Annotated in this window: 11 protein-coding genes; 1 reads left to right on the top strand and 10 read right to left on the bottom strand. The window is 38.5% G+C overall.

The features are described 5' to 3' along the window. Nucleotides 1-264 precede the first annotated feature (264 nt). The 5 genes from BGO88_RS09545 to BGO88_RS09525 form a co-directional block, all read right to left on the bottom strand. The gene (locus BGO88_RS09545; RefSeq protein WP_286706713.1) at nucleotides 265-1,392 is read right to left on the bottom strand and encodes an acyltransferase family protein; all 1,128 of its coding nucleotides are present in this window, start codon (nucleotides 1,390-1,392) and stop codon (nucleotides 265-267) included. Between the two features lie 71 nt (nucleotides 1,393-1,463). After that, the gene (locus BGO88_RS09540) at nucleotides 1,464-2,417 is read right to left on the bottom strand and encodes an AAA family ATPase (RefSeq protein WP_286706712.1); all 954 of its coding nucleotides are present in this window, start codon (nucleotides 2,415-2,417) and stop codon (nucleotides 1,464-1,466) included. Between the two features lie 49 nt (nucleotides 2,418-2,466). Beyond that, complete coding sequence (locus tag BGO88_RS09535) at nucleotides 2,467-3,897, bottom strand: peptidylprolyl isomerase (protein WP_273239233.1); 1,431 nt, start codon at nucleotides 3,895-3,897, stop codon at nucleotides 2,467-2,469. After that, nucleotides 3,860-4,705 (bottom strand): hypothetical protein, encoded by an 846-nt coding sequence (locus BGO88_RS09530; RefSeq protein ID WP_056069348.1) that lies wholly within the window; start codon nucleotides 4,703-4,705, stop codon nucleotides 3,860-3,862. The genes BGO88_RS09535 and BGO88_RS09530 overlap by 38 nt, the downstream gene beginning before the upstream one ends. Further along, nucleotides 4,706-6,676 carry a peptidylprolyl isomerase gene (locus BGO88_RS09525; protein ID WP_056069344.1) on the bottom strand — a complete coding sequence of 657 codons (1,971 nt, stop codon included), beginning with the start codon at nucleotides 6,674-6,676 and terminating at the stop codon, nucleotides 4,706-4,708. Between the two features lie 248 nt (nucleotides 6,677-6,924). Between BGO88_RS09525 and BGO88_RS09520 the strand changes: the two genes are divergently transcribed. Beyond that, entirely contained in the window at nucleotides 6,925-8,514 is a 1,590-nt protein-coding gene (locus BGO88_RS09520; protein WP_286706711.1) for a peptide chain release factor 3, read from the top strand. Between the two features lie 65 nt (nucleotides 8,515-8,579). Here the strand turns inward: BGO88_RS09520 and BGO88_RS09515 are convergent, their stop codons facing one another. The 5 genes from BGO88_RS09515 to rpoC all read right to left on the bottom strand — a co-directional run bounded on the left by BGO88_RS09515 (nucleotide 8,580) and on the right by rpoC (nucleotide 23,831). Next, the gene (locus tag BGO88_RS09515; RefSeq protein ID WP_143394998.1) at nucleotides 8,580-8,783 is read right to left on the bottom strand and encodes an Fjoh_0651 family PID-CTERM protein; all 204 of its coding nucleotides are present in this window, start codon (nucleotides 8,781-8,783) and stop codon (nucleotides 8,580-8,582) included. A 16-nt stretch (nucleotides 8,784-8,799) separates the two neighbouring features. Continuing rightward, complete coding sequence (locus BGO88_RS09510; protein WP_286706710.1) at nucleotides 8,800-11,046, bottom strand: RemA C-terminal-like gliding motility protein; 2,247 nt, start codon at nucleotides 11,044-11,046, stop codon at nucleotides 8,800-8,802. A gap of 243 nt (nucleotides 11,047-11,289) precedes the next feature. Beyond that, complete coding sequence (locus tag BGO88_RS09505; protein ID WP_286706709.1) at nucleotides 11,290-18,240, bottom strand: T9SS type A sorting domain-containing protein; 6,951 nt, start codon at nucleotides 18,238-18,240, stop codon at nucleotides 11,290-11,292. A 974-nt stretch (nucleotides 18,241-19,214) separates the two neighbouring features. Beyond that, nucleotides 19,215-19,526, bottom strand: coding sequence for a DUF3467 domain-containing protein (locus BGO88_RS09500; protein WP_056069326.1), 312 nt, complete (start codon nucleotides 19,524-19,526; stop codon nucleotides 19,215-19,217). Nucleotides 19,527-19,529: 3 nt separating this feature from the next. Continuing rightward, nucleotides 19,530-23,831, bottom strand: coding sequence for a DNA-directed RNA polymerase subunit beta' (rpoC, locus tag BGO88_RS09495; protein ID WP_056069319.1), 4,302 nt, complete (start codon nucleotides 23,829-23,831; stop codon nucleotides 19,530-19,532). Nucleotides 23,832-23,917: the final 86 nt, after the last annotated feature.

Here is a 23,917-nt window from a genome sequence, read left to right as displayed (position 1 = left end):
AAATTTACTCATTTCCCTCCATATTTGAAAGATTTTTAAAAAAAGCGGTGTTTCGAAACATTATTATTCCCAAAATCTGATTTTTAATGATTATTATTAAATTATAATTAAAAACCAATTAATTTTTTCCGTTTTTGTTAATTTAAAATCTTTTTTTTGTCAAATTCGAAATTTAGGCCAACCGAAAGAGCACCCTATAAATTAAGAATGTTTCTAAATTACAGACAGAGCATGAAAAAGGCGAAAAAATGCTTCGTAAAAATGTTATTTTTTTGACTTTTCTCTCAGGTCCATCATTGGCTTTTCATACCAAATATAGAGCCCATAACTAAGGATGATTGTGAGCAATAAATAGATGAAAGTAAAGACCTGTTTTTGTAGCATCGAATAGTCTTCTGTTGGCATAAAATACTTCATAAGCTGCAAGATTACGCTATAATGCAACAGATATATCGAATAGGAAATCAAGCTTACAAAAACGACAGGTCTTTTCAGTTTCGATTTCTCTGATTTCCAACCCGATAAAAACGGAAGAAAAAAGGAAATAGAGACAGAAACTATTGGAAGATGAGCCATATAGAGATACTTATTTTGCCCTTCTGCCGTGAATCCTATTTTGCCTATTCCGAAAGCTATAAACAGGAAACATAAAACGCCTACTACCAGAAAAAAGGACTTGTTCCTTTTCCAGAAGTTCTGGTGTTGGCAATAAATCCAACTTGCCAATACTCCATAAAAAATAGCATCCAGACGATAAATCACCACTGCTTTTAATGATGTGTTCCAAATATCCAAATTGGTATAACCCGTATTCTGATAACAAATGATTTTTGCCAATAGGGAAATTATTAGCAGCAAAAACAAAAGGAGTATAAAGAATTTTGATTTGTTTTTAGGCGCAACAAAAGGTGTTATTAGTAATAAAAGCAATGGCAGTACAATATAGGCCCATTCTTCTACGGCAAGACTCCAGGATTCCGGAAAGAAAGCAGGCATGACGCCGCTAAAATTCTGGACAAAAAAGAAATACTTCCACAGCGACTCTATTTTGTAACCGATAACAGATGCTATGAGTATATTGACAAGCAGAATCAGAAAATAATTCGGAAATGTTCTAAACCATCTTCTTTTTAAAAAATCCCTGACCTGTGAAAAAGAAAAGTCATCCTTGAGATACGACTGCAAAAGAATTCTTCCGATAAGAAAACCACTGAGAACGAAGAAAATTTCAACCCCTAAAAACCCGAAAAGTTTTAAAAGCTGTGCAATAAAACTGTTGCTTTCAGGATAAATCCAAAGACAATGCGAACTGAGAACCATAAGTATGGCTACAGCCCTCATAAGGTCCAAACCGAAAATGCGTTGCGGATTGTTTAGTTCTTGCTTTAGCAATGTGTTTGTATTTCTGTCAAATATAGAAATACAATTTGTGAATAGTTTCTACAGAATATAAATTTTACAGCTTACATTAATTTCTGGATAATCATTTCTTCCGAAATTCCTTCCGCATCTGCTTTGTAATTCTTGATAATCCTGTGACGAAGAATGCCCGTTGCAACTGCTTTTACATCTTCAATATCCGGAGAAAATTTCCCATTGAATGCAGCGTGAGCTTTTGCAGCCAATATCAGGTTTTGAGAAGCTCTGGGCCCTGCTCCCCAGTCTAAATAGTTTTTCACGTAATCATTTGATAACGTATTATCCGGACGTGTTTTACTTACCAACGTTACGGCATATTCAATTACATTATCTGCTACCGGAATACGGCGAATAAGGTGTTGGAAATCGATAATTTCCTGTGCTGTGAAAAGCGGATTTATTTTTTCTGTCTGATCTGTCGTTGTACTTTTCACAACCTGTACTTCTTCAGAAAATGACGGATAATCTAATTTAATAGCAAACATAAAACGGTCAAGCTGGGCTTCCGGAAGCGGATAGGTTCCTTCCTGCTCAATTGGGTTTTGGGTTGCCAATACGAAATAAGGCAGGGATAATTTATAATGCTGTCCGGCTATTGTTACCGCCCTTTCCTGCATGGCTTCCAAAAGTGCTGCCTGTGTTTTAGGCGGTGTCCTGTTAATCTCATCTGCCAAAATGATATTTGAGAAAATAGGTCCTTTTATAAATTTAAACTGACGGCTTTCATCAAGAATTTCACTACCAAGAATATCAGAAGGCATCAAATCCGGCGTAAACTGAATACGTTTGAAATCCAAACCAAGAGCCTGAGAAATCGTATTGACCATCAGCGTTTTTGCCAATCCGGGAACTCCAACCAAAAGGGCATGCCCTCCTGAAAAGATGCTCAACAAGATCTGGTCAACCACTACTTCCTGTCCAACAATTATTTTTGAGATTTCTTTTTTAAGCTCTATTCTTTTCTGAACCAGATTCTGTATTGCAGCTACGTCTGACATTCTATAATTGTTTGGTTATTAAAATTTCGATTCGGTTAAATGTGTCTGATTATTTTTTAAGCCAGTTGTTTACAAAAACGCAATCTCTGTACTCGCCATTAATCTTGATGTATGTTTCCTTGATTTTTTCATCTGTCCATTTGCTGATAGCTTTGATTTGTTTTTCTTTCAAAGCCAAATCCTTAATTTTCAGATAATCCTGCGCATAGTCTGCTGTATGGGCATCATAACGTTTTGTAACAGTAATCAGCTTGAATGTCTTACGTCCCAACCTGTCTTCGTCAACCATTGGTTGTGATACCTGACCTTCATTAAGATCTGAAATCTGTACATATAATGACGGATCCATTTTAGTCAGGTCAAAACGAGGATCAAGCGTTTGAGGATTAATCAATACACCTCCATTGGCTCTTGTTTCTTTTTCATCAGAAGAATTTCTTGCGGCATCGGCAAATGAAATTTCGCCGTTAACAATTTTATTTCTGATTCCAATAATCTTGTCTTTGGCTTCCTGCATGGCTTCCTCAGATATTTTCGGAATCAGCAATATGTGCCTTAGGTCAACATCCTGTCCGCGAATTTTTTCAACCAGAATAATATGCCATCCGTATTCTGTCTGAAAAGGTTCTGAAATTTGTCCTTCTTCAAGACTAAAAGCTCTTTCCTTAAATTCTTTTACCAGATTTGTTTTTCTGTTGACACGCATAAAACCTCCATTGGATTTTGTGCCCTCATCTTTGCTGTACAACACCGCCTTACTAAAAAAGCTACCATTACCGGCCATTACATCATTCCTGAATTCATTCAGCTTGTCAATTACTTTCTGCCGTTCTTCTTTGGTAACTTCCGGATTGATTACAATTTGGGATACTTCTACTTCCGCACCAATCTGTGGCAATTCTTCTTTAGGAAATTTTCTAAAGAATGTCCTTACTTCTTCAGGAGTAATTTCAACATTTTCAATGATTTTATTTCTCATTTCCGAAGTCAGCTTACCCATTTTCAAGATATCAAAGAAATAGGTTCTGAATTCTTCCTCGTTTGGCCTGTTATAAATCTTTAATAATTTTTCCATCGAACCGGCACGCTCTACAAAAGCATCGATTCTTTCCTGCATCATACTGTTGATTTCAGCATCTGTCACAACAATACTGTCCTGAACAGCCTGGTGTGCATAGAGTTTATCTTCCAGCAATTTTCCAAGCAACTGACATCTTGTAATATCTTTTATAGGGTTACCCTGGTTTGCAATTTCAATATAGGCAATATCGATATCAGAGTCTAAAATCACATAATCTCCCACAACGCCAATCACTCCATCAATCTTCTGTTTCTGGCTTACAGGCTTCGGAACGACCTTTTTTACAGTATCGTTCTGAATGATTTCCTGTGCATTTACGGCATTAAAAAATGCTGCAAAGCCAAAAATCAGACAGGCATTCTTAATTATAGATTTCATACTTCTCATTTTTAATGGCATCATCAGTAATGTCTTTTTCAATTTTTTTTATTAATTCTAATTTTCTTTTGTTTAAAATCACCTGTTCCAGTGTCGGCTTTATATATTCGTATGGGCTCACTTGATTTTTATCCAAAACGTTTGTGACTTTCACAAGATATACTTCTAAAGAATCCTGTTTTTCTATTGCTTTCCCAGCAGCAATATATTGCGACCTGTTGTCTGGAGTAATGAAAGGCAGTTTACGATACACCTGATTCATTTCAACCCAGACGGAATCATTCAACACAAAACTTTTGAACTGCATTCCATAAGTATCCCAAAATTTCCTGTCTGATTTTCTGTAGTCAAAAAATTTGCTTTTTATGGTTTGAAATTTCGGGTGGTCTTTTGGCAATTGTATATAACGCAATTTTACCAAAGTTCCGTCTGTCTTGAAATTTTCTTTGTTCTGTTTATAATATTCTTTTAGCTCAGCTTCAGTAATTGTTGTGTCTACTGTAGTCTTTACTAATTCTTCCAAATAACCTTTTGTATAAAGATCAATTTTATACTGCCTGATAAGTCCATTGTATTCTGCCTGCTTGTCAGCACTCAAATTAAGCTCTGCTGCATTCATCATCAATTTCTGTGATGCCCAACGGTCGATGAAATTCCTGACAATTACTATACTGTCTTCTTTTGAAGTTCCCGGCGGCACCAGGTCCTTAATTTCATCCTTAAATAAGTATGAGTCATTTACTCTGGCAATGGCTTGTGGTTTTGCTTCCGGTTTGGTATTACATGAAGCAAAAAACGACAGCAATCCTATGACCGCATACTTCTTCATTTATGACTTAATCTGCTTTTTCACCTTTTCAAAAGCAGGCTGGTTAACATCTACCTTGAATTCCTGTTTCAAATCACTAACCCATTTTTCTTCAAGATATTGTTGGTAATCGTTCACAACTTTTCCTTTTGCCTCTTCCAGTGTTTTTGGACCGGCTTCAAGATGCTTGTTTATTTTGACAACAAAATAATACTCACCGTCTTTTATAATTCCGGAAACACCGTCTTTCTTTTCAAGTCCTTTTGGGAGAGCATCACTGTTTTCTTCAAAAATTCCGGCATTTGACATTACCTCAACTTTGCCGTTCTGGTTGAATTTTTCCTTGATAAATTCAGCTGATTTTCCTTGTTTCAACAATTTTTGTGCTTTTTTAGCCATATCCATTTTTGTTGAAGAAAGAATCAGTGCATCTACCCTATTCCCCCAACGGTAATTATTTTTTCTGGCTTCATAAAAATTCTGCAATCCAATCGTATCCGTTTTTGCCTTTTCCCAGATTTCTTTTTCCATCAGGTCAAAAAGCAACAGTCCGTCACGGTATTCTTCCATCACAGCAGCAAAATCAGGGAATTCATTTTCAAGATTGTTATTGTACAACTCATTGACTTTCGCATCCACATACTCCTGGTATTTTTTCTCTACCAGTTTACTGATTGGTCTGATTGTATTTTCACCTCTTTGTTGTGCGACCAAATATTTAAGAAATTCATCTCCTGATATTGTCTTCTTATCTATTGTAACCAGGTTTCCTTCAAAAGGCTTCATATTTTCCGGAAGTTTCCAGTCACCGGTATAGAATTTATCATTTACCGTTTTTGAAATTGCAGCAAACAGCTTGTCATTTCTTTTTATTGAGTATTTCTTTTTCAGCTTTTCAGTCAATGAATTTGTAATCAGTCGCGAACGCTCGTCTTTTCTGATTTTACCATCCAGTTCTGACTGCATTTCCTGCGCTGTTTTAAGCGGATGTTTTTCGATTAGCTTAATGATGTGCCATCCAAAATTACTTTCTACCGGAGCTGAATAATCGTTCGGGTTTTTCAATGCGAATGCTGCATCTTCAAATTCTTCAGAACTTAATTGTCCTGAACCAAAACGATTCAGCACTCCGCCTTTTGAAGCCGACGATTTGTCTTGAGAAAATTGCTTGGCAAGGCTTTCGAAGTTTTCGCCCTGTTGTAGTTTTTTATAGATGTCCTGGATTGTAGCCTTTGCTTTTTCAGCTTCTTCAGGGTTTTGGTTGTTTGGTTTTAGGATCATAATGTGGGCAACTGTAAGTTCGCCACGGTTATCTCTGATGTCTTCCACTTTTATTATGTGGTAACCAAAACGGGTTCTCACAATTTTTGATATGTGCCCTTTTTGAGTTTTGTAGGCTGCAGATTCAAATGGATATACCATTCTGAAAGCTGAAAAATAACCTAACTCTCCTTTATTTTCTTTCGCTGAAGGATCTTCGGAATATTTAACAGCCAGGTCACCAAAGTTTTCACCTTTCAAGGCTTTTTCCCTAACCTCAACTGCTTTTTTATAGGCTTTAAGAGTATCTTCCGGCGAAGCATTCTCATCTACCATAAACAAGATGTGGGCTGCCTTGATTTCTTTCTGTGACCTTTGATAGGCTTCTTCGATTAATTCCTGTGTAACCTTGGAATCCGTAAGATAATTTTTTGAAAGTTGGTTTCTGTATGACTTTAATTCCGCCTGATAGGCCTGTCCGTTTTGAAGTCCCAGCTTATTGGCTTTATTAATTTTCAACTTATAACCTACAAATAAGTCCAGATATTGATTTAAATCTTTTTGGGATTCGTCTTTTACCAAATCAATATTTTTATTGTAAACCCTTGCAAATTCGTCGGTATAATAAGGCTTACCGTCAATTGTAAATAAAACTTCCTTATTGTTATTTTGAGCAAAACTCGTAAAACTTGCGGAAAGCAGTACTCCGAAGAACAATTGTTTTAATTTCATTATGTAAATTCTATAAGTTGGGAATTAATTTAACGCCTGAATAGCAATCAACAAAAGTAACAATTCAAACGCATTAAACAAGTACGGGCCTTACTATTAACAAAAATTTATTAACAAATTATTAGCGATATTTTCATGTATTGGGACGCCGTATTTATAAAAAAGCATAACTCCGGTTTCTTGTTATTATTATACGCTGATTATTTGTTGAATAAATAGTATTTTTGCAATCCATTTTTATACAGGATATGAGTTTTCAAAAAGAAATAGAAAGAAGAAGAACTTTTGGGATTATTTCGCATCCCGATGCCGGAAAAACAACACTGACTGAAAAATTACTTTTGTTTGGAGGAGCAATTCAGGAAGCCGGAGCCGTAAAAAACAATAAAATTAAGAAAGGTGCCACTTCCGACTTTATGGAAATTGAGCGCCAGAGAGGGATTTCGGTTTCGACCTCGGTTTTGGCTTTCAACTATAAGGATAAAAAAATCAATATTCTCGATACGCCGGGACACAAGGATTTTGCGGAAGATACCTATAGAACGCTTACTGCAGTTGACAGTGTTATTGTTGTTATTGACGTGGCAAAAGGGGTTGAGGAACAGACAGAGAAATTAGTTGCTGTTTGCCGAATGAGAAATATCCCGATGATTGTTTTCATCAACAAATTAGACCGCGAAGGAAAAGATGCTTTCGACCTGATGGACGAAGTGGAACAAAAATTAGGATTGACGGTTACTCCATTGAGTTTCCCAATTGGAATGGGTTATGATTTCCAGGGAATCTATAACCTGTGGGAGAAAAACATCAATCTTTTTAGTGGCGACAGCCGTAAAAACATTGAAGAAACCATTGCTTTTTCTGATGTCCAGAATCCTGAACTGGAAAAAATCATCGGCCAAAAACCGGCAGATAAACTGCGTGAGGAGCTGGAACTGATTGAAGAAGTTTATCCAAACTTTAACAGGGAGGCCTATCTTGAAGGAAAGCTACAGCCTGTATTTTTTGGTTCTGCCCTGAATAACTTCGGAGTTCGTGAGCTTTTGGATTGCTTTATAGAAATTGCACCGTCACCAAGACCGAAAGAATCTGAAACAAGATTGGTAGACCCTTACGAAAGTAAAATGTCGGGATTTGTATTTAAAATCCACGCCAATATGGACCCAAAACACAGGGACAGGCTGGCTTTTGTCAAAATCGTATCGGGTACTTTTGAAAGAAACAAGCCTTATTTGCATGTACGCCAGAATAAAACTTTAAAATTCTCAAGTCCGAATGCTTTCTTTGCCGAGAAAAAAGAAATTGTCGATATCTCTTATCCGGGTGATATTGTAGGTCTGCACGATACCGGGAATTTTAAAATTGGAGACACCTTAACGGAAGGCGAATTGATGAGCTTTAAGGGAATTCCTAGTTTTTCGCCGGAACATTTCCGTTATATCAACAATGCCGATCCGTTGAAATCGAAACAGCTTGAAAAAGGAATTGACCAGCTGATGGATGAAGGTGTAGCCCAGCTTTTCACTTTGGAAATGAACAACAGAAAAGTAATCGGGACCGTGGGAGCTTTGCAGTATGAAGTTATCCAATATAGATTGGAGCATGAATACGGGGCTAAATGTTCGTATGAAAACTTTCCGGTGCATAAAGCATGCTGGGTAAAACCTGATGATGCCCGAAATGAAGAGTTTAAGGAGTTCAAACGCATCAAGCAGAAGTTTTTGGCCCATGACAAATACGGGCAATTGGTATTTCTTGCCGATTCTGATTTCACTATCCAGATGACACAAAACAAATACCCAACTGTGAAATTGTTTTTTACTTCAGAATTTGATTAATCAAAAAACATCAATAAAAAAAGGCTGTACATTGTACAGCCTTTTTGTTTTTGAGCTTCTAACAATTAAGCCTTTTTCGCTTTTCCTTTAATAAAAGTGTAGCCTAAAACCACTCCTGCCAAAAGCATTGGCACGATATAATCATTGATTGGTGCTGGCGTTACATCTTCATCATCTGGTGCTTCAGTTGGATTTTGAGCGAAAGATGCCGTGCTTAGGAATAACAAAAGCAACAGGCTTGATATTTTTGTTGTAATTGAGTTTTTCATATCTGACGGGGTAATATTAGTAAACAATTTTTTTGTTGGCAGTTCCATTTTCAGCCGTAGTAATTTTAACTACCAAAACCTGGTTTGCAATAGGAAGATTTGCTATTACTGTTGATGAAGCGTCGATATTATTTTTGGTATAAATAAGACGGCCGCTCATATCGTAAAGCTCAATGTTTTCCATAACATAGTTTCCGGAATTGATAACCAAAGAACCGTTTTGTTTGTATGCTACAATATTATTAGAAGAAATTGTAGGTACCTTCACACCAAGTGCTGCTCTGTAAACTATCTCAAAACGATTGTTAAATACTCCTGTTTCAGACGCAAATGAATAAGCACCTGATTTAAGATTATGAAGTTGTCCTGTCGCATTATCTTTTAAGAAAACTTCCTGGCTGCCCGCAAAAAGTCCATCAACATGATCAATTGCAATAGTGTAGTTTCCTGCAACATCTGTTTTAAAGCTCATTGGAACCACATCATCAGATGTAAAAGGAAGACTTCTTCCCTGAATTGCAAATTCCTTGTTTTCGATATAAGAAGTGAATGCAATGGCACTATCATTAAAATAGCTACCTTCAATACCATAATCAACACCTGAAGTAGCACCTGTCATATAACCTAATAAAGTCTGACCTACAACCTCAGTTCCGTTAGAAAGATTCAACCATATTCTGTGTCTTTCTACTTCGGTTGTATTTGCATTTCTAAAAAATGCACCTCCGGTAGTTGCTGAACGAAGCGCATTGCTAAAATTCAATGTATTTTGAGTCGCTCCTGATTTTACTTTTACGAAAAATCCTTGTCCGGCATTGATTACACCATTTGGGTTAAGAGCTGCTGCTTCCGGCTGGGCACTTGTTACTCCCATTCCTGTTGAAGTAGCGTAACCGCTACCTGAAGCTCCGTTTCTTTTTCTCCAGAACCAGATTGTTCCATCAATTGCATCGGAGTTAGAAGAAAACAATTGAGCAATTGAAATTGCAGATGGATAAGGATTTCCAACAAGGTTGAAACCTGTATTTGCATTTGAAAGTGCCACGTTTACACTTTGGTTGTATGGAACACCTGTAAATTCTGCATTGATTGCAGTTCCAGGATTGCCTGCAACATAGGCCGGATGTGAGTCCGGAGTTCTGATTAAGTAACCTTTTCCTGATTCAAAATTATAGGACCCTTCACTTTGCGTTGGGAAAACAGCTTCGTAATCACCATTTGTACCCGTAGCTGTGTTGTATGTATAAAATCTGTTGGAAAGCGTTGCCGAAGAAAAACCTTTTAGGTTTTGCCCGATTACAGGTGAAGACCATAAAGTGTAGTCAAAACGGTATAATGGGTTACTATTTCTTTTTACTTTGATTGATCCTGTATTGGCTACAGCATTTGTCTGAATCAGATTCGCATTGTTCTCTACAATAAAATTACTTGAAGCTGCATTGTTTACAATTGCATTTTCAACAGTTACCGAAGTTCCTGATGCCACTGTAAATATCCCTGAATTTACCGCAAGCGATTTAGCTGTAAATGCCCCTTGTGGCGCAGCTGCACCTGTAGAGTAATCTCCTGCTATAATAGCGTCTAAAGAAGAAGTTGGTGTTCCGTTTGACCAAGCAGTTCCATCCCAAGTTGTAATTTGTTTTGCCTCGATCGTAACTTTAATATCATCTAACCTCCAATTTGCGGTACCTGCCGATGCACCGCCTGAACCATTAGAACCATATATTCTAAGTGTTATGGCTACATTTTGCCCACCCGAAATAGCAGTCATTGATGGTGAAATTAATTGCCATGTACTTCCTGTAGATAAAGTATTTGAAGCCACTGTTGAACCATAATTATCAAGACTGGTTCTGATAGAAGCCAAAGCTGGCCCTGTACCTGATGATCTAGAACCAAAAGACACACCCGTTATGGAAAGCGAATATCCCGATGCAGGTGTAAAAGAAATTTCAACATAGGCACTACCATTAGACGCTGTATTTAGTGCTCCAGTTCTAGCTGCAAGCCCGAAATTACTAGTACCAGAACTTCCTGCATAACCCGATGAAGCAGCCGTGGTAGTAATAAAGGTAGTTGTCCCATTATTATTCCTCTGAGCCCAAGTGCCAACAGTAATATTTGAGTTTGTTCCAGATGTAGGGGTAGATGCAGAACTACAATCCCACACATATTCTGTTTGCCCCCATACTCCATTAAAAAATAATCCAAACACCAAAATCATCAGTGTCCGTAAGGTTGTAAATAGTAAAGTTTTTTTCATTATAAATTTGTTTTTCACAAAGTTAAGGATTCGTTAATAAAATATTAAACAAACGTATTATCTTTTTGTTAAGAATTAACATTTTATGTTATTCATCGAAACTTATTGTGCTTTAAACGATTACAAAGAAATTTTTTAACAAAAAAAATCTTTATAGAAATTTAAAAATTTTCATTTTAATAACTTTTTTACAACAAAAAAAGCCTCCCGAAGGAGGCTTTTCATTTTATCAATAAAAATTGATTATTGATTTTTCAACAGTTTAACCATTTTAGATTTGTTGCCTGCAGACACTTCTAACAAGTAAGATCCTGCTGGCAAATTAGACATATCGATTTGTGTCTCATTTGCATTTACTGATTTAGTAATCAGCTGCTGACCTACCATGTTGTAAAGTTTAAGACCAGTTATGGCTTCGCTGTAAGATACAGTTAAGATATTGTTTACAGGGTTTGGATAGTACTTAAAGTTTGCATTATCGAAACCAATTACTCCCAGTGCCGTACCCGCCTGTATAGCTACTCTTTGAACACTTTCGCAACCACCAACAGTTTGTGATGCATAGTAAGTTGTTCCAGAAACTATTGGAGTTGTAGATGGCAATACGTTTCCAGCTGCACTTGAGTCATACCAGATAATTCCAGTACCATTCACAGTCAAACTTGCCAATGTTGCACCAGCAGGGAAATCTTGTGGAGAGGTAGCTGTTGGAGCCGGAGTAACCGTTACAGTTACATTCAACGTTTGAGTTGTAGCACATTGTCCTGCAGCCGGAGTAAACACATAGCTTCCGCTAGCTGTGTTACTGATTGTTGCAGGACTCCATGTTCCTGTAACTCCATTTGGAGAAGTTGTTGCCAATGTTGGAGCTGTTGAGCCCTGACAAATATCTGCAATTGGTGCAAAGTTAGGAACAGTCTGTGGAGTAATAACCACATTCAACGTTTGGGTTGTAGCACATTGTCCAGCGGTTGGCGTGAACACATAACTTCCGTTTGCACTCATATTAACCGTTGCAGGAGACCATGTTCCGGTAATTCCGTTTGGAGAAGTCGTAGCAAGTATTGGAGCCGTAGATGACTGACAAATTGTTCCAATTTCAGCAAAGTTAGGAGTTACAGTTGGTGTAACAGTTACCAAAGTACTGTCTGCTGAAGAACAGGTTCCAATAGTAGCAGTAGCTGTATATGTTGTGTTACCAACAGGTTTCACATATATTCTTCCTGCTGCACTACCGGCTACGTATGCAATTGTACCTGCTGCGTCAGTAAACAAGTCACCTGTTCCAGTTGATGTCCAGGTAATTGCAGGAGCAATTATTTCAAACGTAACATCATTTCTAGAGCTATAAGTAAAACTTGAAGTTCCAACAAATGCATCTATTGCTGTACCAGTCACATTATCTGCTCTATAGAAAATAGTACTTACAAAAGTTGTAGGGCTATGTTTAGCCGTGTTATAAGTAGTACTATTACCACCGTTATTATTGCTATAGTTCATTTCAATAATTAAGTTATCAGTACCATTCCAGGTAAAAGGAGCGTCTAACACAAAATTATTCAAGCCTACAACCGGAGTATAGTTAGCAGCAGCCTTAACCGTTGTCATACCCGCCTCCCATGAAGTAGCTGTAGCAAAACTTGCTGTAGCAGAGTTTTTCATTTTTACAACAAGATTGTTAAGTGCATATGTAGTATTGGCTGTAGCTAAATCTAATTTTATAGCACTAATCTGCGTATTAGGAATAAAGCCTAAAGCCGTCAATTCAGCTGCAGTATAAATCCACTGTTGTTTTGTACCACCATAATATGCCTGGAATGGATTTGGACCTAATGTTGCATTAGTAGCGTTAGTACCTGAAGTAGCAGCTCCCGTTCCGGAAACAACAGTTGGTGAGGTAGGCACACCTGATACTGTCAATTGCTGTACACTTCCGGCGCAAACTGCAGGCGCATCAGGCGTCACAGTAATTGCAGGAGGAGTTGTATTTACAGTAACATTCACTGTTGCGGTATTAGAACATCCACTTGTAGTGTTGGTTGCAGTAAGCGTGTATGCAGTAGTTGCCGAAGAAGTGAATGTCCATCCTGAACCAGCATTTCCGGAAACACCTGTAGAAGGCGACCATACATACGTATCATAATCTGAAGCACCAGCAGTAATTGTTACAGCTGTAGTAGCAACACCTCCACAAACCGCGGCCGGGTTTCCACTCAATGTAAGAGCCGGAGCAGTTGTTACCGTAGCAACAACAGCAACTCTTGGCGAAGAACAGATGGACTGCCCGTTGATTATAAATTTAGGTCTGAAATTAGTTGTACTGCTTACATCCGTTTCAGCTAACATCGCTGCAGGAGTAACACTATCTCTCTGTCTGTAAGCCGATGCTACGAATCCTACATCATCTACCTTTAAAGAACTACTTGAAGAAGATGTATTGCTTGGAACACTACTCCATGAAATAGTAACAAGAATGTTAGAACTACCATCCCAGTTGAATACTGAAGATGAACCTGCACCTGTTCCAAAAGCTAATGTATTCACTGTGTTAGCTACTGGTGTAAATCCACCATTGGTTCCGGTTCCAGCGTATACTTGGACCAATCCTGAGTTAATAAAAGTAGTTGTAGGAGCTGTCGTTGCTGTTGTATTTGCCAATTGTACAGTAAATCCTTGGTAAGCCTGACCTGAAGTTGTAGGTTCAAACCCTAAACTAGTAAAGTTAGACGTTCCTGAAAATCCAGCGGCAATCAATTCAGAAGCTCTGATAATATACTGAGTCTTGGTTCCTCCCCAGCTTCCAGGGAAGAAAGATTGTCCTGCAGTAGTTGAATTTGTTGCTCCGGCTCCTAATGTATTAGCAGCAGGTGGAGTAGACACTTCAGCAGCAACATAGTAGGTTGTTGTTGCAGAAATAGATGGAGTTGTAAAGGTATTTCCTGTAGCTACCGGAGCACCTCCAGCTGCTGCTGCATACCAATTGATAGTAGCACCTGCACTTGGTGTAGCTGCCAACTGAACAGTTCCCGTACCACAACGTGTAGCCGGCGTATTTGTCGCAACCTGATGTGTGAAAACAATATGCACAGGAGTTGAAGTTCCTGTAGCTGGTCCCGCAGAACATGTCACTACGCACTCATAATATGTAGCTACCGTTGGCACTACAGTCAATGTAGGTGTGTTTGCCCCGGCAATATCATTATAAACAGTTCCGTCTGTAGAACTTTTCCATTGATACGTAACACCTGAACCAGAAATTGCATTTTGCAGGCTTAATGCTACAGAAGCACCAGCGCAAATTGTAGTAGCAGAAGCTACAGTATTTCCTGGATTTGGAGTACCACTACAAGCATTAGAATCTGCAAAAGAAACATAGCCTGTGAAATTAGCGGCAGAAATAGGCAGATTGGACTGAGTAGTATTAGGAGCTCCAGCCGTTCCAGCTGCATAAGTAGCAACGCTACCAAAAGCATTTGTGTAAACACCTGCGGGAGTTAACGCCTGAACAGGGATACTTGTGCTCACAATTGAAGCATCTCCCAATCTTACATTCATATCAGTAATTGTACCTGACATTAAAGGAATTTCCCATCTTCTTGTTGCAGACAAATTAAGTAAGCTTACGTCTGCTGTACCTGTATTAGAATCAAAAGCTTCTGCTTTAAAGTTAGAAACCGCAGTAGTAGCAGGAGCTAACCAAATTGGTGCATAAGCAGCTTTTCCAACTGGGAAATGCAGGTAAGTAGTATTTGGGTTACCACTTATTATAGTTCTTGCCAACGGACCGTTTACATAAGCTGTTGCGCTTCCTCCTGTTAATGTTCCACCAGCAGTAGCAGTTCCTAATGTCAATAGGTTAACATTAGTCGTATTAACTTTTCCGCTTGTAAGCGTTAATGTCCCACTAATTGATAAAGGAACATCCAAAGTTAATCCTGTTGCGTTAGTATTGTTAACCGTTAAAGATGTCAAATTAGCAGTAGAAGTAGTTCCTGAGTTTCTGAATACACCTGCTCCGGAAATAGTCTGAGGATTTGTAGATGGAACAGCCGAACCATTAAAGTCATTAATATTTAATGTACTTCCTGCTGTTAGTGTTCCGTTATTAATAAGGTTTCCTGCTAAATGGTGTGTAGTTCCCATTTGGTATTCACCGGAAATAATATTCAGGTTACCTTTAATTGGAATCGTACTGTTTGTTTTTACAAATCTATTCGTCCCAATAGTACCTACATCTACAGTAACATTTCCTAAACCATAAAGGGAGCTTCCCGGGAAGAGGTATATATAAAATCCATTACTTCCTGTAGCACTATTATCATTAGATATACCATCTCCAAATTTGAAAGTATGGTTAACTCCAGCTGAATTATATGCTCCAGCTTGAGAAATTCTCAACGAATAGGTTGAAGTACTTGAACTTTGAGGAGGGTCAACAATAGTAATCGTACCACCTGTAAGACTTAGATTAGCCACAGCATTTGCAGTAATGTTCAAGATATTTGTTCCAGAAGCCACAGAGTTAGCAGCATTTCCTCCATCATTACCGTCAATATTGATATTTCCACCACTTTGATTGAAAGTAGAACCTCCATTGTGAACCATGTTACCGAAAACATTTACAGTTCCCGATGTAACAGTCATAACCCCATTATTTGCAAAAGTACGGTTATTTGCTCCTGCAGCAGAAAGGTTAATTGTACCTCCTCCAACAGTAAGCGTAGCACTAGCTCCATTTGTGATACCTGTAGTGCTTGCTCCTGTAACACTTAAGCTACCGCCAGTAACACTCATTATGTTATTATTTGTAACAGTACCAGAAGCTGCCAAAGCACCACCTGAAACATTTACGGTACCGCTATTTGTAAGGCTTGTAAAATTAAGACTTCCGGTTGCCGCATTCAAAGTACCTCCTGTTGCTACGGTCAAACCTGTAATAGTATTTGTTCCGTCTAAAGCTACAGTTGTGTTATTTGCTATTGTTACAACATCAGTAGTACCTGGCACTGCATTCTTATTCCATGTAGCTGGTGTAGTCCAGTTTCCGTTAGCAACAGAAATAAATGGAATATCAGAAGATGCAACACCCACATATAAAGGAGCCGAAAGCAAGTCTGTCTGAGATACTGTAATTCTTTGTGCTCCCGGAGTTGTCGTCCCATTTTGGTGAGCACCTCCAATAGCCGCATTAGCAAACATAACTCTTGCATTTCCATTCACCAATGCAGGAAATGCATTTTGCGCGAATAAAACTACAGTATATGAGCTTGAACTAATAGGTGTCCCTTCATTTGAAACTACCCAGTTTCCATTATATCTTTCGCTTACGGTATAAGCTCCGTCTGCAACGGTCAAACCTGAAGTAATACCAGAAGCATCATTATATATAACTGCCAATTCACCGGCTGCAGCACCTGTTGCGTTAGTTCTAGTAATGTACATTGCTCTACTGTCACCAGCAGCATTGATAAACGGATATCTACTCGCCGTTCCTGTAGGATCTGATCCTGCAGAAATACCTGTTCCTGTTGCAGTAGCCGTCCACCATCTTGAAAACTTAGCTCCTGACAAGAATCCTGTACCCACAGGTGCAGTCAAAGTATTACCTGCAGCACCATTCCCAAAAGTCATTTTGTTAGTACCCAAATTAATTCTGGCTCCTGTAAGGTTTAGGTTATAAGCCACCTTTACATTATTGATAAGCCAGTTAATGTTTGGCGTGGCCGTTGCAGTATTGCTGAACGTCAGGTTTCTGATAACACCTGTATTAAATGTTCCAGAACCATTCACTGTTTGAACAGCCGTTCCACTTAATGTTAAGTTACCAGCTGTAGTTGCACCGACGGACACATCAATCACACCATTGTTTGTTATATTTCCGGCAACAGTCAATGTTTTTCCTGTAGTTCCGTTAAAAACGTTTACAATTCCACCTGATGCTACTGTTAGATTATTGCCTACCGTAAAATTGGTTGGTGTAGTTCCATAAGCTAAAGTTCCTTCAACGGAAAGATTGTTTATAGACAAACCGGTTGCATCAACCGTTACCGTTGTTCCTGCAGAAACTACCGCATTGTCAAAAGAATTCGGAACGCTTCCTGCATCCCAGGTTGCCGCTGAATTCCAGTTTCCTGTTGCAATAGATGTAAAAGTGCCCGGAGGATTTGTTGCCTGAACAGCATCTAAGTTTGTACTTTTCCCTCCTTCACTAATGGCATAAATACGCCATGAATAGGTAGTACTTGGAGTTAATCCAGTTGCATTGTAAGTAGTAGTTCCTACGTTTACAGTACCAGCCAGTGTATAAGTAGCTCCACCATCAGAAGATCTTAAAATTATATATTTTACTACATCAATATTAGGAGAAGATTCAGCCCAATTCAATGTCATATTGCCTGCTCCAACATTTGAAAAAGATAAAAATGTGGGCGGTGGAATAACAGTAGCTAGTGCATTACCAGGATTTCCCGGAGGAATAAACTGATAAACTCTTCTGCTCCCATCAGCAGCTGAATCCAGATTGGCAATAGCTCCTAAAGCAGCTACTGCAGGATTGGCAGCATATGGATTCGTTACAGAAACAGTATTTCCAGCATATAAAACTGAAGCAAAAGCACCTGTAGCAGACCCAGTATAAAAACCAATAGAAGGGGATTTGTTTCCGGCACCAACATCTACAGCCGACATACTTCCATAAACATATTCTACATTACCTTTTTCATAAAGTCGTATCTGAAATGTCGAATTTCCTGACATTGCCGAACTTGTATAGAAAAGCTGCATATTAACGAACTCAACAACCAAAACTCGGTTAGGTGCTGTACCTGATACTTTATAATGAACTTTTCCTGTAGTCTGACCTGTTCTTAAATCAGCATTAAAAGCTGAAAGTCTTGGAGAAGTAGCCGAACCTCCATTTATTGTGTAGGTATTGGTTGGCGCAGCTGTTGATCCCAATTGCAAGATTCCATCTTCCTGAACCGAAAATTGGGTAAACCTGTTTCCCATAAAGTGGAAGTCGAATCCAATATTCGTAACAGCTGAAGCGGTTGCGTCAAGACCAGCACCTACCAGCTGTGTTGTTCCTGTACTCATATCAATGGCTCCGCCATTCATATCAAGTGCCAGTGAACCTGTAGTGGAAGTGGCAAACGTGTAATTTGCCGAGTTCTGGGCCCAAACTGAATGATTCATAGCCATCAACATGACTATCAAAAACAAGCTAACCCAAGAAGGCCTAGCTCCGCGAGAAATAGAATCAGGCCGGGGGTCAGCCAAATTCCCAATCCCTTTTCTGAGTTTAGAGGTTTTTCTAAAACTCGAAAGAGTGTAATAATTCATCATAGTTTAAGTAAATTGATTAAAAATAAGGTAAGAACATCTGTTAATTGAATCCCACATTACAGGACAGAACAAAAGAGCTTCAAAGAAATTGACAAATCCCTTAAAATATCTCCATAATTTGCATAAAAAAATGCGATTCAAACAACGCGGAAAATTAATATAATATTTAACACAAAATTAATATTTAAAGAAAAAATTTATGAACAGCATTGAAACTACCATATATAAGCAATAAAAAATCTTTTTTTTAAACACTTTTAGCAACGAAATTCACCATTAACACTATTGCAACAAATGCATAACTTTTAGAGAAGTTTTGCCGGTTTTATTATTTAAAAAAATTATTTATACAATTTTTTCTTACAAAAACTCTAATCTTTTTATCCGAGACATAAAAAAACCCTCCATCACAATTTGAAAAAAAAAGGAAGAAGAGCATTACTTATTTAAATCTTTATTCTTGATGTCACTAACCAAAAAGACCTGCACAACTCAATAAAAGTAAAACCATAAACACAAAAAATCTGACAATGGAATTGCTTGACAGCATTGTATCATCATTACGACCAACGGCATTCGATTCTTTATACAAAATCTTCATCTCAAATAAATTTAATACATTACTCTAATCTTAGGGAAAATTAGCTAGCGTGGTAGTATTGGCAGTATTTGTAATGAAATTTTAATTCACAGATAAACTTAGAGAAACTGCTGTCCAAAAAAAAATAAACCCGATGAAGTTCAATAAAAAACGTTGAAGTAGCATTACGCTGAGCAAACAATGCAAAATAAAAAAGCCTCCTGAAATTTAGGAGGCTTTTTGTTTATGCTTGTCCGGCAGGACCAAAATTCAGAGGAATTGGAGGTTGTTCCGTGTCTTTTATTTCGCCGTGGGCGCTTTCATAACGGTGGATATTCTCTCCTATAGCCTTTAATAATCTTTTGGCATGCTGCGGTGTCAAAACGATTCTAGATTTCACTTTTGCCTTTGGAATTCCCGGCATGATGCTTACGAAATCCAATACAAATTCTGAAGCTGAATGGTTAATAATAGCCAGATTGGAATAAATTCCTTCGGCAGTTTTTTCATCCAATTCAATATTGATCTGACCTTGTGGTTGTTTTGAATCGCTCATATCTTAATAATTATATTCTTCTTTTGCAGCCATTAGCTCATTGTATTCTTCTTTAGAACCTACAATTACATTATCGTAATCTCTCATACCTGTACCAGCAGGAATTCTGTGTCCAACGATAACATTTTCTTTAAGTCCCTCAAGCATGTCTACTTTTCCAGCAACAGCAGCTTCGTTCAATACTTTAGTTGTTTCCTGGAACGATGCCGCAGAGATGAATGATTTAGTCTGCAACGAAGCTCTGGTAATACCTTGTAACACCGGAGTAGCAGTAGCCGTGATAACATCTCTTGCTACAACCTGATTTTTATCCGTACGCTTCAATAGTGAATTTTCGTCACGTAATTGACGAGGAGAAACAATCTGTCCTGGTTTAAGGTTTTCAGAATCACCTGCATCTTCAACTACTTTCATACCGTAAAGCTTATCGTTTTCATAGATAAAGTCTTTAGTATGGATTAGCTGATCTTCAAGGAACAATGTATCTCCCGGATCCTGAACCTGAACTTTACGCATCATCTGGCGGATTACAACTTCAAAGTGTTTGTCGTTGATTTTTACCCCTTGCAGACGGTAAACTTCCTGAATTTCATTTACAAGATATTGCTGTACTGCTGATGGTCCCTGGATTCTCAAGATATCGTCAGGAGTAATTGCTCCGTCAGACAATGGCATACCTGCTTTTACGAAGTCGTTTTCCTGTACAAGAATCTGGCTGGAAAGTTTTACAAGATATTTCTTGATTTCGCCAAATTTAGACTCAATTACGATTTCACGGTTACCTCTCTTGATCTTACCAAACGATACAACACCGTCAATTTCAGAAACAACAGCCGGGTTCGAAGGATTACGAGCTTCTAACAACTCCGTAATTCTTGGAAGACCTCCGGTAATATCTCCAGCTTTAGAAGAACGACGTGGTATTTTTACCAAAACTTTACCTGCTTTAATCTTCTCACCGTTTTCAACCATCAAGTGGGCTCCAACCGGTAAGTTGTAAGAACGGATCAATTCACCGTCTTTACCGTAGATTAACAAAGTAGGAATCAATTTCTTGTTTCTTCCTTCAGAAATTACTTTCTCCTGGAAACCTGTCTGCTCATCGATTTCAACCTGGTATGACTGTCCTTGCTCTAAATCTTCATAGGCTACTTTACCTGTGAATTCAGAGATGATAACCCCGTTATACGGATCCCATTTACAGATAGTCGTTCCTTTTTCAACAACGTCACCATCTTTAACAAAAATGCTTGAACCGTAAGGAATGTTATGTGTATTAAGAACAATACCTGTCTTAACATCAATCAATTTTAATTCTGTTGAACGAGAAATTACAATATCAGTAGTATTTCCTTCAAGATCTTCTCCTTTAACAGTTTTAAGATCTTCGATTTCAAGACGACCGCTGAATTTTGTAGTGATGCTTGATTCTTCAGAAAGACCTCCAGCAACCCCTCCAACGTGGAAGGTACGAAGTGTTAACTGTGTACCTGGCTCACCAATAGACTGCGCTGCAATTACACCAACAGCCTCACCCTTTTGGGTCATTTTTCCGGTTGCCAAGTTTCTTCCGTAACATTTAGCACAAATTCCTTTATCTGCTTCACATGTTAATGGCGAACGAACTTCCACTTTTTCAATTGGCGATTCGTCAATCAATTTAACAACAGCTTCAGTAATTTGTTCACCAGCTGCAACCAAAACCTCGCTGGTAAGCGGGTTGATTACATCTTGTAAAGCTACACGTCCTAAGATTCTTTCTCCAAGAGTCTCAACAATCTCTTCGTTCTTTTTCAATGCTCCTACTTCAACACCTCTCAATGTACCGCAATCTTCTGTGTTTACGATAACGTCCTGAGAAACGTCGTGCAATCTTCTTGTCAAGTAACCCGCATCCGCCGTTTTCAAAGCGGTATCCGCAAGACCTTTACGAGCACCGTGAGTAGAGATAAAGTACTCAAGGATGGAAAGACCTTCCTTAAAGTTAGACAAAATCGGGTTCTCGATAATTTCACCACCACCGGCAGTCGATTTTTTAGGCTTAGCCATCAATCCACGCATACCGGTCAGCTGACGAATCTGCTCTTTAGAACCCCTCGCCCCAGAGTCAAGCATCATATACACAGAGTTGAATCCTTGCTGATCTTCTCTAATGTTTTTCATTGCTAATTCTGTAAGCAAAGCATTGGTTGAAGTCCACACGTCAATAACCTGGTTGTAACGTTCGTTATTGGTGATAAGACCCATGTTATAGTTCATTGAGATACCTTCTACCTGTTCGTTGGCATCATCAATTAATGATTGTTTTTGATCTGGAATTTTGATATCTCCCAAGCTGAATGACAGACCTCCGCGGAAGGCGAATCTGTAACCCATATCTTTCATATTATCAAGGAAGGCAGCAGTTGTAGGTACATCTGTTACGCTTAAAATTCCACCAATAATATCTCTTAACGATTTTTTGGTCAATACCTGGTTGATATATCCGGCTGCTTCAGGAACTACTTCGTTGAAAAGTACACGTCCTGCAGTAGTCTGGATGATTTTATAAACCAATTCTCCATTTTCATTGAAATCTTTAGCTCTGATTTTCACTCGGGCGTTTAATTCCAATCTTCCTTCATTCAAGGCAATGTTTACTTCTTCCGCAGAATAGAATGTCAATCCTTCACCCAAAATTTTGTGATCCGGAGTAGACAAACGCTCTTTGGTCATGTAGTACAGACCCAAAACCATGTCCTGAGAAGGTACCGTAATTGGAGCACCGTTAGCAGGGTTCAAGATATTGTGAGAAGCCAACATCAACAATTGAGCTTCCAGGATAGCCTCTGGCCCAAGTGGCAAGTGAACTGCCATCTGGTCACCATCGAAATCCGCGTTAAAAGCCGTACAAACCAATGGGTGAAGCTGAATTGCTTTTCCTTCGATTAGTTTTGGCTGGAACGCCTGGATACCCAATCTGTGCAATGTAGGAGCACGGTTCAGTAATACAGGGTGTCCTTTGATTACATTTTCAAGGATATCCCATACTACCGGTTCTTTTTTATCAATAATCTTCTTAGCAGATTTTACTGTTTTTACAATTCCTCTTTCAATCAGCTTACGGATTACGAAAGGCTTGTAAAGTTCAGCAGCCATATCTTTTGGAAGACCGCATTCAAATAATTTCAATTCAGGTCCAACGACAATTACCGAACGGGCAGAATAATCCACACGTTTACCCAAAAGGTTTTGACGGAAACGTCCCTGCTTACCTTTCAAGGAATCAGAAAGTGATTTTAATGGTCTGTTAGATTCTGTTTTTACAGCAGAAGCTTTTCTTGTGTTATCGAATAACGAGTCAACAGATTCCTGCAACATACGTTTTTCGTTACGAAGGATTACTTCCGGAGCTTTAATTTCCATCAAACGCTTCAAACGGTTGTTACGGATGATTACTCTTCTATACAAATCGTTCAAATCTGACGTTGCAAAACGACCACCATCAAGCGGCACCAACGGACGCAATTCAGGCGGGATAACCGGAACTACTTTCATGATCATCCATTCCGGACGGTTCTCACGGTTTTCGTTAGACTCACGGAATGATTCAACAACCTGAAGTCTCTTTAAAGCTTCAGTCTTACGTTGCTTAGAGGTTTCGTTGTTTGCAGAGTGTCTTAATTCGTATGACAATTCATCCAAATCAATTCTTGCCAACAAGTCCATGATACATTCAGCACCCATTTTAGCGATGAATTTGTTTGGATCGTTGTCATCTAAATATTGGTTTTCCATTGGAAGCGTATCCAAAATATTCAGATACTCTTCTTCTGTCAGGAAGTCCAATCTATGTAATGAATCTCCATCAGGACCTTTAGCGATACCTGGCTGGATTACTACATATCTTTCGTAGTAAATGATCATATCCAGTTTTTTAGACGGAAGTCCAAGGATATAACCAATTTTGTTTGGAAGTGAACGGAAATACCAGATGTGAGCAATTGGCACCACCAAATTGATGTGACCTACTCTATCTCTACGTACTTTCTTTTCAGTAACTTCCACACCACAACGGTCACAAACGATACCTTTGTAGCGGATTCTTTTATATTTACCACAAGCACATTCGAAATCTTTTACAGGACCGAAAATTCGTTCGCAGAAAAGACCGTCACGCTCTGGTTTGTGGGTTCTATAGTTGATAGTTTCCGGCTTCAAAACCTCACCTCTTGACTCAGCCAAGATAGATTCTGGAGAAGCTAATCCTATCGAAATTTTGTCAAACCTTTTAATTTGGTTTTTATCTTTATTTCTGTTCATCATAGTCTTTACTATTGATATTGTGATATTGAAAACCTTTTATTTGCTTAAAGCCCGGAGTTTAGGACGGATATCCTAAACTCCGGAAC

Origin of the sequence: Flavobacterium sp. 38-13 (genome assembly GCF_001899155.1) — a bacterium.
Taxonomy (GTDB): Bacteria; Bacteroidota; Bacteroidia; order Flavobacteriales; family Flavobacteriaceae; genus Flavobacterium; species Flavobacterium lindanitolerans.
Note: the sequence above shows the minus strand (reverse complement) of the source record. Positions and strands in the feature narration are given on the sequence as shown.